General features: G+C 47.0%; 10 protein-coding genes. 6 read left to right on the forward strand and 4 right to left on the reverse strand.

Translation table 11 applies throughout. The annotated features are described in order from the left end of the window. The coding region (locus tag VIM87_RS25460) for an SDR family NAD(P)-dependent oxidoreductase (protein WP_331999714.1) at positions 1-380 on the reverse strand (380 nt) is incomplete at its 3' end. 119 nt (positions 381-499) lie between these two features. On the opposite strand from VIM87_RS25460, the gene VIM87_RS25465 reads away from it, so the two are divergent. The 3 genes from VIM87_RS25465 to VIM87_RS25475 all read left to right on the forward strand — a co-directional run bounded on the left by VIM87_RS25465 (position 500) and on the right by VIM87_RS25475 (position 6,191). Further along, positions 500-1,408, forward strand: a complete 909-nt coding sequence (locus VIM87_RS25465) for a LysR family transcriptional regulator (protein WP_331999715.1) — start codon at positions 500-502, stop codon at positions 1,406-1,408. A gap of 310 nt (positions 1,409-1,718) precedes the next feature. Continuing rightward, entirely contained in the window at positions 1,719-4,787 is a 3,069-nt protein-coding gene (locus tag VIM87_RS25470; RefSeq protein WP_331999716.1) for a SusC/RagA family TonB-linked outer membrane protein, read from the forward strand. 18 nt (positions 4,788-4,805) lie between these two features. After that, positions 4,806-6,191: a SusD/RagB family nutrient-binding outer membrane lipoprotein gene (locus tag VIM87_RS25475; protein ID WP_331999717.1), complete on the forward strand. Its 1,386-nt coding sequence runs from the start codon at positions 4,806-4,808 to the stop codon at positions 6,189-6,191. A gap of 159 nt (positions 6,192-6,350) precedes the next feature. Here the strand turns inward: VIM87_RS25475 and VIM87_RS25480 are convergent, their stop codons facing one another. The 3 genes from VIM87_RS25480 to VIM87_RS25490 form a co-directional block, all read right to left on the reverse strand. Continuing rightward, on the reverse strand, positions 6,351-8,747 hold the full coding sequence (locus VIM87_RS25480; RefSeq protein ID WP_331999718.1) for an ABC transporter permease: 2,397 nt from the start codon (positions 8,745-8,747) through the stop codon (positions 6,351-6,353). 108 nt (positions 8,748-8,855) lie between these two features. After that, positions 8,856-9,635 (reverse strand): Fpg/Nei family DNA glycosylase, encoded by a 780-nt coding sequence (locus tag VIM87_RS25485; protein ID WP_331999719.1) that lies wholly within the window; start codon positions 9,633-9,635, stop codon positions 8,856-8,858. A 6-nt stretch (positions 9,636-9,641) separates the two neighbouring features. Further along, positions 9,642-10,403: a hypothetical protein gene (locus VIM87_RS25490; protein WP_331999720.1), complete on the reverse strand. Its 762-nt coding sequence runs from the start codon at positions 10,401-10,403 to the stop codon at positions 9,642-9,644. A 187-nt stretch (positions 10,404-10,590) separates the two neighbouring features. Here VIM87_RS25490 and VIM87_RS25495 point away from each other — a divergent pair, with 187 nt between their 5' ends. The 3 genes from VIM87_RS25495 to VIM87_RS25505 all read left to right on the forward strand — a co-directional run. Further along, positions 10,591-11,433, forward strand: a complete 843-nt coding sequence (locus tag VIM87_RS25495; protein WP_331999721.1) for a serine hydrolase — start codon at positions 10,591-10,593, stop codon at positions 11,431-11,433. Positions 11,434-11,491: 58 nt separating this feature from the next. Then, complete coding sequence (locus tag VIM87_RS25500) at positions 11,492-13,660, forward strand: alpha-L-rhamnosidase C-terminal domain-containing protein (RefSeq protein ID WP_331999722.1); 2,169 nt, start codon at positions 11,492-11,494, stop codon at positions 13,658-13,660. 41 nt (positions 13,661-13,701) lie between these two features. After that, on the forward strand, positions 13,702-14,522 hold an 821-nt coding region (locus tag VIM87_RS25505; RefSeq protein WP_331999723.1), incomplete at its 3' end, for an ADP-ribosylglycohydrolase family protein.

The following is a 14,522-nucleotide window of genomic DNA, read 5'->3' on the forward strand; positions in this document are numbered from 1 at the left end:
TTGGGGAACAGCGCGCGTGACAGGCGTACACCGCTTAATACATTCACCTCAAAAAAGCGCAGCCATTCTGCATCGGTAATTTCTGTAAAGGGTTTGGGCTCAAAAATGCCGGCGTTGTTAATAAGTATGTCTACTGCGCCCAGCTTAGCGATCAGCTGATCTACTTCAGCGGCTTTGGAAAAATCAGCGGCTATACCGGCTGCTTTGGCCCCGGGCACCTGCTGGTTCAGCTTTGCTACTGCTTCATCTACTTTCTGTTGTGATCTGCCGTTAATAGTAACGGTGGCGCCTTCCTGCAGCAGCTGTTTGGCAATGGCAAAACCAATGCCCTGTGTGGAACCGCTCACGAAGGCTGTTTTGCCTTTTAACTGTAAGTCCATTTTATTAATGTTTTATAAAGTTTATTATCAATTTCCGGGTGTAAAGGTCCGCATGAATTTCCTATAAATAAAATAGTTTGATTTATGGGTTGGTATAAATTTATTTATAGCTTTGCCGCATGATCAACTTTGAGTGGTACCGCACCTTTAAAGCTATTTACCAAACCGGCACCTTAACGGGTGCTGCACAGGAGCTGCTGATCTCCCAGCCTAATGTGAGCCAGCATCTTTCCTCCCTGGAAAGTTACATAGGCCAGCTGCTATTTGAACGTAAGCCCCGTAAAATGGTGCCAACTGATTACGGCAAGCTGTTCTACACCCAGATCATTGAAGCGGTGGAGAAGCTGGAAAATGTAGAAACGCATTTCCGGCATGATTGTTTAAGCAAGCGGCTGCCATTAACCAGCATTGGCGCGCCCAAAGAATTTTTTACCGCTATGCTGGCCCCCCATGTAAGCCAGCTGCCGGCGCCTATTGTAGCGGAATTTGGCGTTACCAAAGACCTGGTGCCCCGCCTTACCAAAGGGGAGCTGCATTTTTTAATTTCCACCAAACAGCTGGACCTGCCTAATATTATATATGAACCGGCCATGCATGAAAAATTTTTGCTGGTAGCTAACACGGGGTTAAATACCATGGAGTTTGAGCAGCATATTGATAATGGCGAGCTGGATAAGGCAGAGGAATGGCTGCTTATGCAAAACTGGTTTGCCTACAGCAGTGACCTGATGATCATTCGCCGCTTCTGGTTAGAGAACTTCCGCAAAAGACCTTCCGTAAAACCACAATTTATTATTCCCGATTTTGATGCCATTATCAGCTCCCTGGTGCATGGGGAGGGCGTTTCCATTGTTGCTGATTACCTGGTAAAAGACCTGCTGGCGCAGGGACGGCTGAAAGAGCTATGGCCGGGCATTGCCACTACCGGGAACACGCTGTACCTCGCTTACGACAAAACAAAAGTCACCACCACCCAGCTGGATATGATGCGCTACTGGCTGCAGCTCTCTGTGCTTACCGTTGCTTAATGAACACATATTAACCGGAATTTTACCTGATTTTAACGCATCGGGAAAAAACTGGTTAAGATATGGGCATCTTAGGTAAAGATCAATAAAGGCATTTATTGGGGCAATAGATAATTTTATGGCACTACAGTATGAAGGGGGGAAATTATCTATAATTCTTTTTATATTAATGCCGCATACATGTTGAGTGCTTTATCCATTGGATGATGATGGTACGTTGCTGCCTGCCAACAAGCAGCAAAAGCTGGTTTCCCCGAACAATGAAAGAACAATGAAACAACTGTGAACCAAAACTAAAATCTAAGTCGTCATGAATCCTAAGCCGTATCTGCTATTCATAATAGCAATCGTATGCTGTGTGGGAATGCGCGTCTATGCACAATCTGTTCCGCTTAAAGGTAAAGTAACCGATCAAGCCGGGAACCCTGTAATTGGCGCCACCATTAAGATCCAGCACAGCAGTAAAGGCACCACTGTAGGCGCCGATGGCACTTTTGAGCTCAGCGTGGAAGCTAACGCTGTACTGGAAGTAACTGCCATTGGCTTTGATCCGGCCCGGGTGAATGTAGCCAATCAAACCACTATCACCATTACGCTTACTGAAAACAAGAAAGAGCTGAATGAAGTAGTAGTAACTGCTTTGGGCGTTAAGCGCGAAAAACGTGCGCTTACTTACAGCACACAGGAAGTAAAAGGCGCTACGCTGGTAGAAGCCAAGGAGCCCAACATTGTAAATGCACTATCCGGCAAAGTAGCCGGAGTGCAGATCACCAGCTCTTCCGGTACGCCGGGCAGCTCATCCCGTATTGTGATACGCGGCGCTACCTCCTTTTACGGGGAGAACCAGGCACTGATCATTGTGGACGGGGTGCCGGTGAATAATGATGAAACAGGCAACCTTAATTCCGGCCCGGGTACCAACCGCTTGGCGGATATTGACCCGGCTATTATTGAAAACATCAGCGTGCTGAAAGGCGCCGCGGCTACGGCGTTGTATGGCTCGGCCGGTGCAAGGGGCGTTATTATGATCACTACCAAAAGCGGTACCGGGGTTACTAAAAAACCTTCGGTAACTTTTTCGCAGGATGTTTCTTTTGAAACCCCCTGGCTGCCGGAAGTGCAGGATAAATATGCTCAGGGTGAATACAATACCGTTACCAAACAATACGAATATTTTAATGGTGAGGATAAAAAGACCAGCAGCTCCTGGGGGCCGTTAATGGATACTTTAACGGTGAACGGGCAAAAGTTAAAGAAGTATAACCAGTTGAAAGACTTCTTTAAAACAGGCATTACCAGCAATAGCACGGTGAGTGTGAATGGCGGCAACGGCCTGTCAGACTACTTCGTGTCCTACTCTTATTTGAAACAGACAGGTACCACTCCTAAAACGGATTATGACCGGCATGCGCTGTTTGCAAAATACAATACCAAAATATTAAACAACCTGACCAGCACTTTCCAGCTGAACTATTCCAGCTCCCAGAACGACCGTCTGCCGGAAGGTTATATCCTGGAAGCGCCCATCTGGACGGTGCTTACAGCGCCCATCTCCTGGAACCCGCTGCCCTACGAGAATGCAGATGGTACCCAGCGCGTGTTCCGTTATTCAAGGAACAATCCTTACTGGGTGCTGGATAATATCTATAACAAAGCAACTGTGAACCGTTTTATACCGGTTATAACGCTGCACTATACACCTACCAACTGGTTAACCATCACTGAAAGAATGGGTGCAGATATTTATTCTGAACAGGATAAGTACCGCGAATCCAGGGGCTCTGCAGCAAACCCTCCCGGCCGTATTATTGAGCAGAATTTAAACTACCGCCAGTTTAACCACGACTTTATTGTAAATGCAACTAAAGATGTGGGTAGCTTTAACCTGAACCTGCTGCTGGGTAATAACGTATACTCCGCTTATAACCAAACAGAGTATGCAAAGGGTACGGGTTTGAATATCGATGATTTTGATAACATTGGCCAGGCATCTGCCATCACCTATAATGAAACACATTACCAGAGCCGCAAAGTAGGTTTTTACGCGCAGGCTAATGTGGACTGGAAGCGGATGTTCATACTGTCCCTGACCGGCCGTTATGACGGTAGCTCTGTATTATCACGGGATAAGAGCTTTTATCCTTACGGTTCTGTAGCCGGCAGCTTTGTATTCTCTGAGCTGTTATCACCTGCTGTAACAGATGTAATGAACTTTGGTAAGATACGTTTGTCTTATGCAACCGTGGGTAATGATAACGTACGGCCGTACCAGTTAAATACGCCTTACCAGCTGCCGCAGGGCAGTGGCGATGCTGCCGGGGTAGCCGGTATTATTTTCACCAACTACGCTTTCCCCTTCCAGGGCCAAACCGGTTATTTGCTGAGCCAGACGCTGGGCAACCCTAACCTGAAGAATGAACGCCTGAATGAGGTTGAAGTAGGTTTGGAAACCAACTTTTTCCACAACCGTTTAGGACTGGAAGCCTCTTACTTTGTACGTAAAACAAAAGACGGTATTATTCCCGGTGTGCCCATTGCACCCTCTACCGGCTATGCCGGCACTACCGTAAACTCTGCACAAATGCAGAACAAAGGGCTTGAAATACTGCTGAATGCCAAACCGGTACAAAGCAAGGATTTCAGCTGGGATATGACGATCAATTTCACCCGCATCCGTAATAAAGTATTAGCTATTTACAATGGCCAGTCGCAGATAGGGAATGGTTTTACCAGCATTATTGTAGGCCAGCCTTACGGCGCCATTGTAGGCACCATGTTTAAAAGAACCGCCGGCGGGCAGCTGCTGATAGATGATGCCGGTTTGCCCTTCTCTGATTCCACCGGTGTTATAGGGGATATTAACCCTGACTGGATGGGGGGCATCTCCAACACCTTCCGGTACAAACAGTTTAGTCTGAGTTTTTTGTTTGACATGAAAAAGGGCGGCGATATACAGAATAACGTAGACGGCTATGGGTACTTTTACGGCACGCCCAAAGCAACAGAAGACCGTGCAGACCGGGTAGTGCCAGGCATCAATGTATCGGACAACAAGCCCAACACGACCGTGGTGACGGGGCAGGATTACTGGCGCCGTTTAAACGCGGTAACAGAATCTATAATACAGGATGGTACTTATGTAAAGCTGCGTACCATTAGCCTGAGCTATGATTTTGGCAAATCGCTTTTCCCGAACAGCTTTGTAAGATCAGCTTCGTTCATTGTAACCGGGCGTAACCTGTGGATCTATAGTCCGCACTTTACCGGCGGTGATCCGGAAGTAAGCTCCTTTGGCTCTTCCAGCGGGTCGCAGGGTATGTATTCATTCTCTACGCCCACCTCACGTTCTGTGAACTTTACCTTGAAAGTAAGTTTCTAAAAACTTAATTGAACTGTCATGAACAAAGTAATATATATCATTGCAATAGCGGGTTGCCTTTTGGCGGGTGGCTGTAAGAAATTCATTGATGTGAACAAGGATCCCAACCGCCCTTCCTCCGTACAGGAACCGCTGATACTGGCGCCTGCGGAGCTGGTGGTTACACAGTCATTATACGCCGGCAATGTATCCACCATTATACAGGAGTACGTGCAAACCATGGCGCTGAACCAGCCCGTACCCAATTCCGGCACCTACTTCATGGTGCAATCGGATATGAACGGCGACTGGACCGTTCTATATGCCACCTGCCTGAATAATCTGGCGCGGCTGGATTCTGTGGCTACCTTAAACGGGAATACGAATTATGCAGCTATTGCTAAAATACTGGAAGCATTCTGCTGGGGACAAGGTACTGACCTGTGGGGGGACATTCCTTACACCCAGGCACTGGCCGGCGCAGGTAACTATACACCTGTGTATGACAAACAGGAAGATATTTATAAAGGCATTCAGCAGCTGCTGGATGATGCCATTGCGGACATTGCCAAACAAGGCGTTGTATTACCCGGGGATGATGATTACCTGTACAAAGGAGATATGGCTAAGTGGCAAAAGCTGGCCTATACATTAAAAGCGCGCTTTTACATGCATCTTACCAAGGCGCCTGGTTATAATGCCGCTACCCAGGCAGATCTTGCGTTACAGGCGCTGGACAAAGGTATGGCTGCCAATGACGATGACCTGAAGTTCCCTTACCAGGGTATTGAAGGGCAGGAAAATATCTGGTTCCAGACCTTTTTACCAGGATCCACCTTTATACTGGCCTCCGGTTTTGTGGATACCTTAAAAGCGCGTAACGATCCCCGGCTGACCTATATGGTAAAACCTGCAAAAGAAACCGGTTTATATACCGGCCGGCAGATAGGATCGGCGCCGGGCAGCCTGGAAGCCTACTCCCGCCCCAGCGATTTTTACCAGGGAGCTAATGCATTCAACTATGTCGTGAACTATTCAGAGGCCCTGTTCCTGAAAGCGGAAGCAACCCTCATTAAATCAGGTTTTGCAGCGGCGCAGCCTATTTATCAGCAGGCCATACTGTCGCACATGACAAAGCTGGGCGTAACCAGCGGCGCTATAAGCACCTATATGGCTGCACGTGGCACGCTCACTGCTGCCAATGCACTGCAGCGTATTATGGAAGAAAAGGCCACTGCTAACTTTTTATCTGTAGAGAATTTTACGGATTGGAGAAGGACCGGGTTCCCCGTAATAAAGAAAGTGCTGAATGGCTCTTCAGAGGTGCCGCGCCGCCTGTTATATCCGCAGGTTGAGGTGATCTCTAACCCCCAACCGCAGCAGAGCGCCAAGCTTACTGACCGTGTGTGGTGGGACCAGCAGTAATTACGAATTACGAATTGAGTAGATCATAGTAGAAGTCCTGCGTTTAAAGCGCAGGACTTCTTTTTATGTTTAAAGCTTTTGTTAATTACTTAAAGCGCAGCACATTTTCTTGTGTAATACTCAATTCGTAATTCGTAATTGACTAATTCGTAATTAAATCTATTCGCTTCTTAAACTCTTTATAGGATTCATTAAGGCTGCTTTCATTGACTGGAAGCTGATGGTGAACACCGCTACCACCATCATCAGCAAACCGGCTATGGCAAAGGCCCACCAGGGTACGGCAATACGGTAGGCAAAATCATCCAGCCATTGGTTCATGGCCCACCAGGCAATGGGTGTAGCTATTACAACGGCTATTACTACCAGGCGAATGAAATCCCGCGTCAATAAATGTATAATACCGGTTACGCTGGCGCCCAGCACTTTGCGGATGCCTATTTCCCTGGTACGGCGGCTTACGCTGTAGGCAGTGAGCCCCAGCAAACCCAGGCAGGTGATGAAAATGGTGAAGACGGAAAAGATGGTGACGATCTGGCCTAAACGCGTATCTGCCAGGTATTGCTGGTTAAACATATCGTCCAGGAAAAAGTAGTTAAAGGGGTGATCTTTAAAATAGGCCTGCCATTTCTTTTCTACTATACTCACAGTATGGCGTATGTCGCGGGCATTCATTTTCACAGCAAAATAATTGGTGTACCGCGGCTCATACATATGCACCATGGGTAACAGCGCTTCTTTCAAAGAACGCTGGTGATAGTTCTTCATTACGCCTGCAATTACAGGCTGCCCGCCCCAGAAGTTTATTTTGCTGCCAACGGCTGCTTCCGGTGATGCAAAGCCCAGCAGGCGTACGGTTTCTTCGTTAACCAGCACCTCGTCTTTATTGGACGAGCCGGCTATAAAATTGCGGCCGGCAGCCATTTTAATATCCATAGCCGGCACAAAATCAGCATCTATACCATAGACGTAATAGTTATAGCTGGACTTTTGATCTGCACCTACCCGCGTTACGCCGCTGGTAGAGGAAATGTCGCTGATATCCATACCCGGCATGGCGCCGCCCATGGCCACCCTGCTTACGCCGGCCAGCTGCTGCAGCTCATCTTTAAATGCCAGGTTGCTGGTGCTGTCATTTACCAGCGCAGGCGCTTTTATAATCATTAGCTGGTCCAGGTTTACACCCAGGTCCTGGCTGCGCATAAAGTATAATTGCTTATACACAATAATAGAGGCTACCAACACTACAGAGGCAATGGTGAACTGCCCCACCACCAGTGTTTTTCTTAATGCGCCGCCATCCAGCGCATTGGTAAAGCTGCGGTTCAGCGCACTTACTGCTTTTACGGATGATAAGGCTATAGAAGGATATAAACCCGATAACAGCCCGTTCAGCAGGAACAGGGCTGCGCAGATGATCCAGAAATAGTTAGTGGTAAAAAGACCTGTTGTAGCCCCTTTGCCAACAATATTGGCATACATGGGCACACACAATTGTATGAGCAGCAGCGCCAATACAAATGCCATGATATTAATAAGCAGGGATTCTGTAAAGAACTGCTTTACCAGCGTCCAGCGGTTGGCGCCCAGTATTTTTTTTATGCTGGCTTCTTTGAGGCGTTCTGCAGCACGGGCGGTAGTAAGGTTCACATAGTTGATGGTGCCTATCAGCAATATCAGGAAAGCCACTACTAACAGGAATTGTACGGTTTTGGCATCGCCGTTCACTTCGGGTTCATAGGTTTTACGGGAATGCAGGTGTATGTCCCTGATCGGTTCTGCTTTATAGATCTTATCCTTTAAACGTTCTTTGGAAAAGGCTTTCAGCTTTTCGTTAAAGGCTGCCAGGCTGGTATGCGGGGCCATTTCCAGGTAAGTGAAATTATTATTGGCGTTCCAGCCGTTCAGGTCAAAACCCTGCTTTGACACAAAGTTGAGAGAAAGCAGGATATTATATTTCAGGTGGGTGTTTTCGGGCACATCTTTTATTACTCCTGTTACAGTAACTACATCCGATCCAAAGTTTAATGTTTGTCCAATGGGGTTTTGGTTCCCGAAGATCCTGGTGGCCGTGCTTTGGGTGATCACCGCATCCATAGCGCCTTTCAGCGCCGTGGAAGGATCGCCCTGTATGAATTGGCAATTGAAAATGGAAAAGAAAGAGGCATCGGCCGCATATATTTTATCTACCAAAAAAGCCTGGTGCTGTGCGTTGGTTATTTCACTTTGTCCTACCCGCTGTACCCGCACAAAATCCTTTACTTCCGGCAGCTGTTTTTTTACTGCAGGGGCCATGGGCGGGTGGGTTTCACAATCCGTTACCACGTAGGCGCCATCTTTATACAGGTCCAGCGTTACACGGTAAATATTATCTGCTTTGGTATAAAAGTTCTCGTAACTATTTTCAAAGCGTACATAGTTTATAATGAGCAGGAAAGCGGTCATGGCTACGGCCAGCCCTGTAACATTGATAATGGAATAAAAACGGTCTTTCCAGAGATTACGCCAGGCAATTTTAAGCGAGTGATTTTGCATGTCGGGTAGAATGAGTTGCATACAAGGCACAGTCTTTATGCCAAATACGCATTCTGCTCATTTTCAATGGATAAGCGATATGAGTGCCAGGTGCTTTGTCCGGAAACGGACAAGGCCTGTCCGCTAATGTTAATCAAATAATTCCTGCTCTTCCGTGTAGTAGGTTTTACGGCCGCCCACTGCTTTGTGCTGAATGGTGGCGCCGGAAGGACTATGTGTTTTTTTAGGGTTATGAATATCCATGAAATCACGTACTTCCCCGCTGATAATATCCGGGTGTGTTTTCAGGATCTCTTTTTCTGCTTTGTGCAGCACATCTTTAATGGATTTAGCCAGCGCTTTTATTTTGGGCTCCGGAATTTTCTGGCTGCTGGAAAAAGGGGAAATGCCGGCATCCCACAAAATTTCATCGGCATAAGCATTACCAATACCGCGAATAATGTGCTGGTCCAGCAGCAGGTTTTTGATATTGCCTTTTGTTTTGGAAAGCTGTTCTTTCAAAAAGGCAGCTGTCATTTTGGGTGACAGCGCATCAATGGCCTCCCGCTCTTCGGGGTTCAGGGTAGGGGTGGCTTGTCCAAAGCCGTCTGTCATGGCCAGCCCGGTGTCATCATCAAACAGCAGCTCAATAATGGTATGTTTATGGGTATTCTTCTTTTCAAATAAATGCAGCTGCCCGCGCAGCATTAAATGTAAGGCCAGCACATCACCGCTGTCAAAATCAAAATGCAGCTCTTTACCTACGCGGTGCACTTTTTTCAGCTTCTGATCCTTCAATGTTTTTTGCAGGGCTGCGGCAGATACATTCAGCTTTTTAGCGTTGTGCACCGTAACCTTCTGTAAGGTTTTTCCTGCTAATGTTTTTTCCAGGTTGCGGCTAAACACCTGCAGGTCTGGTAATTCAGGCATGGCGGTTTATTTTTTATTGTACCAATTTAAGATTTCATTCCCAATGGCTTTTATAAATTTCTTGTCGGTATTGCTGTCTGTTTTCCAGCCGCTTTTCAGGTAGCGCACAATGCCTATCTGCTCATCGTTCAGGGTTACATCCAGCTTGGTGCATACCCCGTTCAAACAGGTTTGCGTAATGGGAATGGCTTCTCCTTTATAATCTTTTCCATTGTAGTTAAAGGCCACGGGAATAGGCTCCTGCTCCAGCTGTGCGATCAGCTCCTGTAAGAATTCCACTAAATGTTTGCGTTGGGTTTTGGCGCTCACGCTCCACTTTTCACTGTCGAAACGTTTATGCGCCAGCTTTAGCTTAAGCCCGCTCATGGAGGTAGTATAATCATCTGCATTCAGCTTTCGTACATTCTGATGTGCAAATATATACCAGTGGTAAGCGGTGCCTACCGGCACCCCGCTGCCTTCCGGCGCTTTACCTGCGCGGCGTTTGGTAACAGCGTAGGATATTTCCCAAAGGTCCGGCGTGATCTTGGTTTCATGCCATTCCCCTTTATCGTAATACCATTTGTGGCTTTTACCCACCTTCATGCCGGTATACCGCTGTCCTTCAAATTCCTTGAACTGGTCGTAGGTAACGGAAAGGTCTTTGAGCGCTTCCTTTTTTTTACGGGTGGCAGGCACCTTTTCCGTGGCAGTTGCTTTTTTTGCAGGTTTACGTTTAACCGGTTTACGTTTGGCAGGGCTTACCCTGGCTTTGGATGCAGTGGCCATAAAAATATTTTTAATGAGCAGATGCTTACAGCAAGCCTGAAAGCTATACGGCGCCACAGCTCATCAGTAGCGGGCTGTAGTTACATACTGCTCTTTTTAAGGGTAGCCTCAAAGCATGTGCCTAAATATGGCAGCTTTGCCGTATTTTAATGATATGATCTGCCGTTTAGGATTATTTATATTTTTAATGATGACTTATTTTTCCGCATCTGCACAGCTGGAACAACAAGTAAAGGATACGCTGGCTAAATACCCCGGTGTGTTTGCCGTGGCTTTTAAAGACCTGCAAACCGGCACTGAGCTGCTGATCAATGCGCAGGAGACTTTTCATGCAGCCAGCACCATGAAAGTGCCGGTAATGATAGAAGTATTTAAACAGGCGGCTGCGGGGCGGTTTGCGTTATCGGATTCCGTATTGGTGAAGAATGAATTTAAAAGTATTGTGGATAGCAGCGTTTATCATTTAAACCCGGAAGACGACAGCCAGCAGGAGCTGTACCAGCAGCTGGGCACACGCAAAACCTTATCTGCATTAATGTATGAGATGATCATCATGAGCAGCAACCTGGCTACCAATCTTATCATTGAAATGGTGGATGCTAAAAATGTAACCCAAACCATGCGCGCCCTGGGTGCTGCGCATATCCAGGTGCTACGGGGTGTGGAAGATGAGAAGGCCTTTGAAAAAGGATTGAATAACACTACCACCGCTTATGACCTGATGCTGCTATTTGAAAAAATAGCAACGAATAAGGCCGTAGATGCTCCCGCTTGCGGGACTATGATCAAAATATTACTGGATCAGCATTTTAATGATGTGATCCCAGCCCTTCTGCCGCCGGATGTAAAAGTAGCCCATAAAACCGGTGAGATCAGCGGCGTGCGCCATGATGCAGGTATTGTGTTTTTGCCTGATGGCCGTAAGTATGTGCTGGTGCTGCTCTCCAAACAGCTCCCCGATGTTAAGGCCGGCGTACAGGCCATGGCCAATGTTTCTGCCCTTATTTACCGGCATATGCAGGCAAAATGAACTATACTATAGTATACTACCTATTTGTTTGTATATTGTGGTATTGATAATTCCTGTTATGAAAAAACTTTCCATTGCTGTTCTTTTATTAATAAGTGTCTTTGGGACAGATATTCTGTATGCGCAGTCAAAGGCTACCTGGATCTGGTACCCCGGCGATTTTGAAATATGGCTGGGCAATAAAATGCAGAACCGGCGTACGGAACGCGGCGCTTTTCTGCCCCCTTTCTGGCGTATGGACAGTCATTATGTGCTGATGGATTTTCACAAAGTATTTAATCTTGCTGCCCCGGAAGAAGTAACCCTGTATGCAGAAGGATCGTATAACGTAAAGCTGGATAGCAAAATGCTGCCGGGCCGTCCGCAAAAGGTGACCATACCGGCGGGAGAACACCGGCTGAATATAAAAGTATACAACCAGAACCAGGTGCCTGCCATTTTTGTACAGGGCAAAACCGTGGTTTCCGATTCCACCTGGAAGGTAACCTACGAGGATAAGGAATGGATTGATGCCACGGGCATGGTATCCTCCCAGTCAGGCACTAAATGGCTGCAGGCCGGTTCCTGGAACTTTCATGACCCCTTAATGCCGCCCTCTCAGTTCAAGCTGAATGTACAGCCGCAATCGCCTGTAAAAACCACGCGCAGCACGCAATCTATGCTGGTGGATTTTGGTAAGGAAACATTTGGATTTATACAGCTGCATGGCTTAAAGGGAAATGGTAAAGTGGCTATTTATTACGGGGAATCACAGGAAGAAGCACTGGCCACTGCTACCTGTGAAACGCTGGACCAGCTGGATGTGCAGCAGGCGGCTGCTAAAGATTCCACCATGCCGCTTTCCAAGGCATTCCGTTTTGTGAATATACAGTATGAAGGAGATGTGAAGATAGATTCCGTATCCATGTTGTACGAGTATTTACCGGTAGCTGACCGGGGCAGCTTCCGCTGTTCCGATGAGCAGGTGAACCAGATCTGGAACGTGGCCGCCTACACGCTGCACTTAAATACCCGTGAGTTTTTTATTGACGGTATTAAGCGCGACCGCTGGATCTGGTCCGGCGATGCATACCAGAGCTTTCTGATGAACTATTACCTGTTCTTTGACGCACCTACGGTATCGCGCACCCTGCTGGCCCTGCGCGGTAAAGACCCGGTGAGCAGCCATATAAATACCATCATGGATTATACCTTTTACTGGTTTCTGGGTATTTATGATTATTACCTGTATACCGGTGATGAAACTTTTATACAGCAGTTTTACCCACGCATGCAAAGCCTCATAGAGTTTTGTTTGCAACGCCGTAATAAAGATGGTATGCTGGAAGGCCTGCCCGGCGACTGGGTATTTATTGACTGGGCAGATGGGTTAAGCAAACAGGGAGAAGTGAGCTTTGAGCAGCTGTTATTTTGCCGCAGCCTGGAAACCATGGCCCTGTGTGCAGATCTTGTAAAGGATAATACCGGCGCTGCGCAGTACAAACAGCTGGCGGCCGACCTGCGTACCAAACTGTTTGCCTACTACTGGGATGCCGGCAAACAGGCGCTGGTGCATAGCCGCATAAATGGTACCCCTACCAATTATGTAACACGTTACAGCAACATGTTCTCTATCTTTTTTGATTACCTCAATGAAGCGCAGAAGCAGGGTGTAAAGCAGCATGTGCTGCTGAATGAGGGTGTGCAGCAGATCACCACGCCATATATGCGTTTTTATGAGCTGGAAGCCTTGTGCGCCATGGGCGAGCAGAACTATGTGCTAAAGGAAATGAAGGACTACTGGGGCGGTATGCTTAAGCTGGGCGCTACCTCTTTCTGGGAAAAGTATGATCCCAAAGAAAAAGGCGCAGAACATTATGCCATGTATGGCCGGCCATTCGGGCGCAGCCTATGCCATGCCTGGGGCGCCAGCCCTATTTATTTGCTGGGTAAATATTATTTAGGTGTGCGGCCTACAGCGCCGGCATATAAAAGCTGGATCATGGAACCTGCTTTGGGCGGCCTGCAATGGATGGAGGGTACGGTACCTACACCTGATGGTGATATTAAAGTGTATTGCAGCACTAAACAGATCAAAGTGCAATCCGGTACTGGCACGGGTACACTGCGTTTTAAAAGTAAAAGCAAGCCTGTTTGTGCGGGAGCGGAGATAATTGCAAAGGGGAGTGGGGTGTATGAGATAAAGGTGGAGAAGGGGAAAGCGTATGAGGTGAGGTATGGGTTATAATGCATTCCTTTTTGTAACTTCACCAGCGTGTAATTACGCAAATGAAAAAAAATATAATTCACGCTGCTTTATTCGGTGTAGCCATTGGAGACGCTTTGGGGGTACCGGCAGAATTTGAAGACAGGGAAATATTAAAACTTAAGCCGGTTATTGATTATGAAGGATACAAAAGCCATGATCAGCCTCCCGGTACTTTTTCTGATGATAGTTCGTTAACTTTTTGTTTGGCAGAATCGTTGGTGAACGGCTATGACCTAAAGGATGTGGGCCGCAAATTTATTGCATGGTACCGGAGAGGTTATTGGACTGCCCGTGGAGAAGTATTTGATATTGGAATGACCACAAGAAGGGCTATTGACCGATTGGAAAGAGATACCCGTCCAGATCTGGCAGGTGATTTTGAACCAGAGCATAATGGAAATGGTTCCCTGATGCGCATAATGCCTTTGCTTTTCTATATCAGGGACATGAATATAGAAAACCGGTATGCTATTATCAAAGAGGTGTCCTCTATGACGCACGGTCATATACGCTCTGTAATTGCCTGCTTTTATTACCTTGAATTTTCCCGGCGTTTGCTTAATGGCATGGATAAATATGCTGCTTATGTACAAACAGCACCAGAGGTGCATGCGTTCATTACGCAACAGGGCATTGTAGCCAGTGAAATAAGCCTGTTTGATCCCCTGTTGAAAGAAGATATTGCACAGTACAATATTGACACCATTCCTTCTTTCGGATATGTAATAAACACTCTAAAAGCCAGTATGTGGTGTTTTATGAATACTGATAGTTATGAAAAGGCGGTATTAACCGCTGTGAACTTAGGCAATGATGCAGATACCACTGCTGCGGTTACCGG

The organism is Chitinophaga sp., assembly GCF_036569125.1.
GTDB lineage: Bacteria > Bacteroidota > Bacteroidia > Chitinophagales > Chitinophagaceae > Chitinophaga.

Excerpts from the sequence above, each read along its gene's own strand:
- VIM87_RS25500 (WP_331999722.1), top strand. The coding sequence starts at position 11,492 with ATGAAAAAACTTTCCATTGCTGTTCTTTTATTAATAAGTGTCTTTGGG.
- VIM87_RS25475 (WP_331999717.1), top strand. The coding sequence starts at position 4,806 with ATGAACAAAGTAATATATATCATTGCAATAGCGGGTTGCCTTTTGGCG.
- VIM87_RS25490 (WP_331999720.1), bottom strand. The coding sequence starts at position 10,403 with ATGGCCACTGCATCCAAAGCCAGGGTAAGCCCTGCCAAACGTAAACCG.
- VIM87_RS25495 (WP_331999721.1), top strand. The coding sequence starts at position 10,591 with ATGATGACTTATTTTTCCGCATCTGCACAGCTGGAACAACAAGTAAAG.
- VIM87_RS25465 (WP_331999715.1), top strand. The coding sequence starts at position 500 with ATGATCAACTTTGAGTGGTACCGCACCTTTAAAGCTATTTACCAAACC.
- VIM87_RS25480 (WP_331999718.1), bottom strand. The coding sequence starts at position 8,747 with ATGCAACTCATTCTACCCGACATGCAAAATCACTCGCTTAAAATTGCC.
- VIM87_RS25485 (WP_331999719.1), bottom strand. The coding sequence starts at position 9,635 with ATGCCTGAATTACCAGACCTGCAGGTGTTTAGCCGCAACCTGGAAAAA.
- VIM87_RS25470 (WP_331999716.1), top strand. The coding sequence starts at position 1,719 with ATGAATCCTAAGCCGTATCTGCTATTCATAATAGCAATCGTATGCTGT.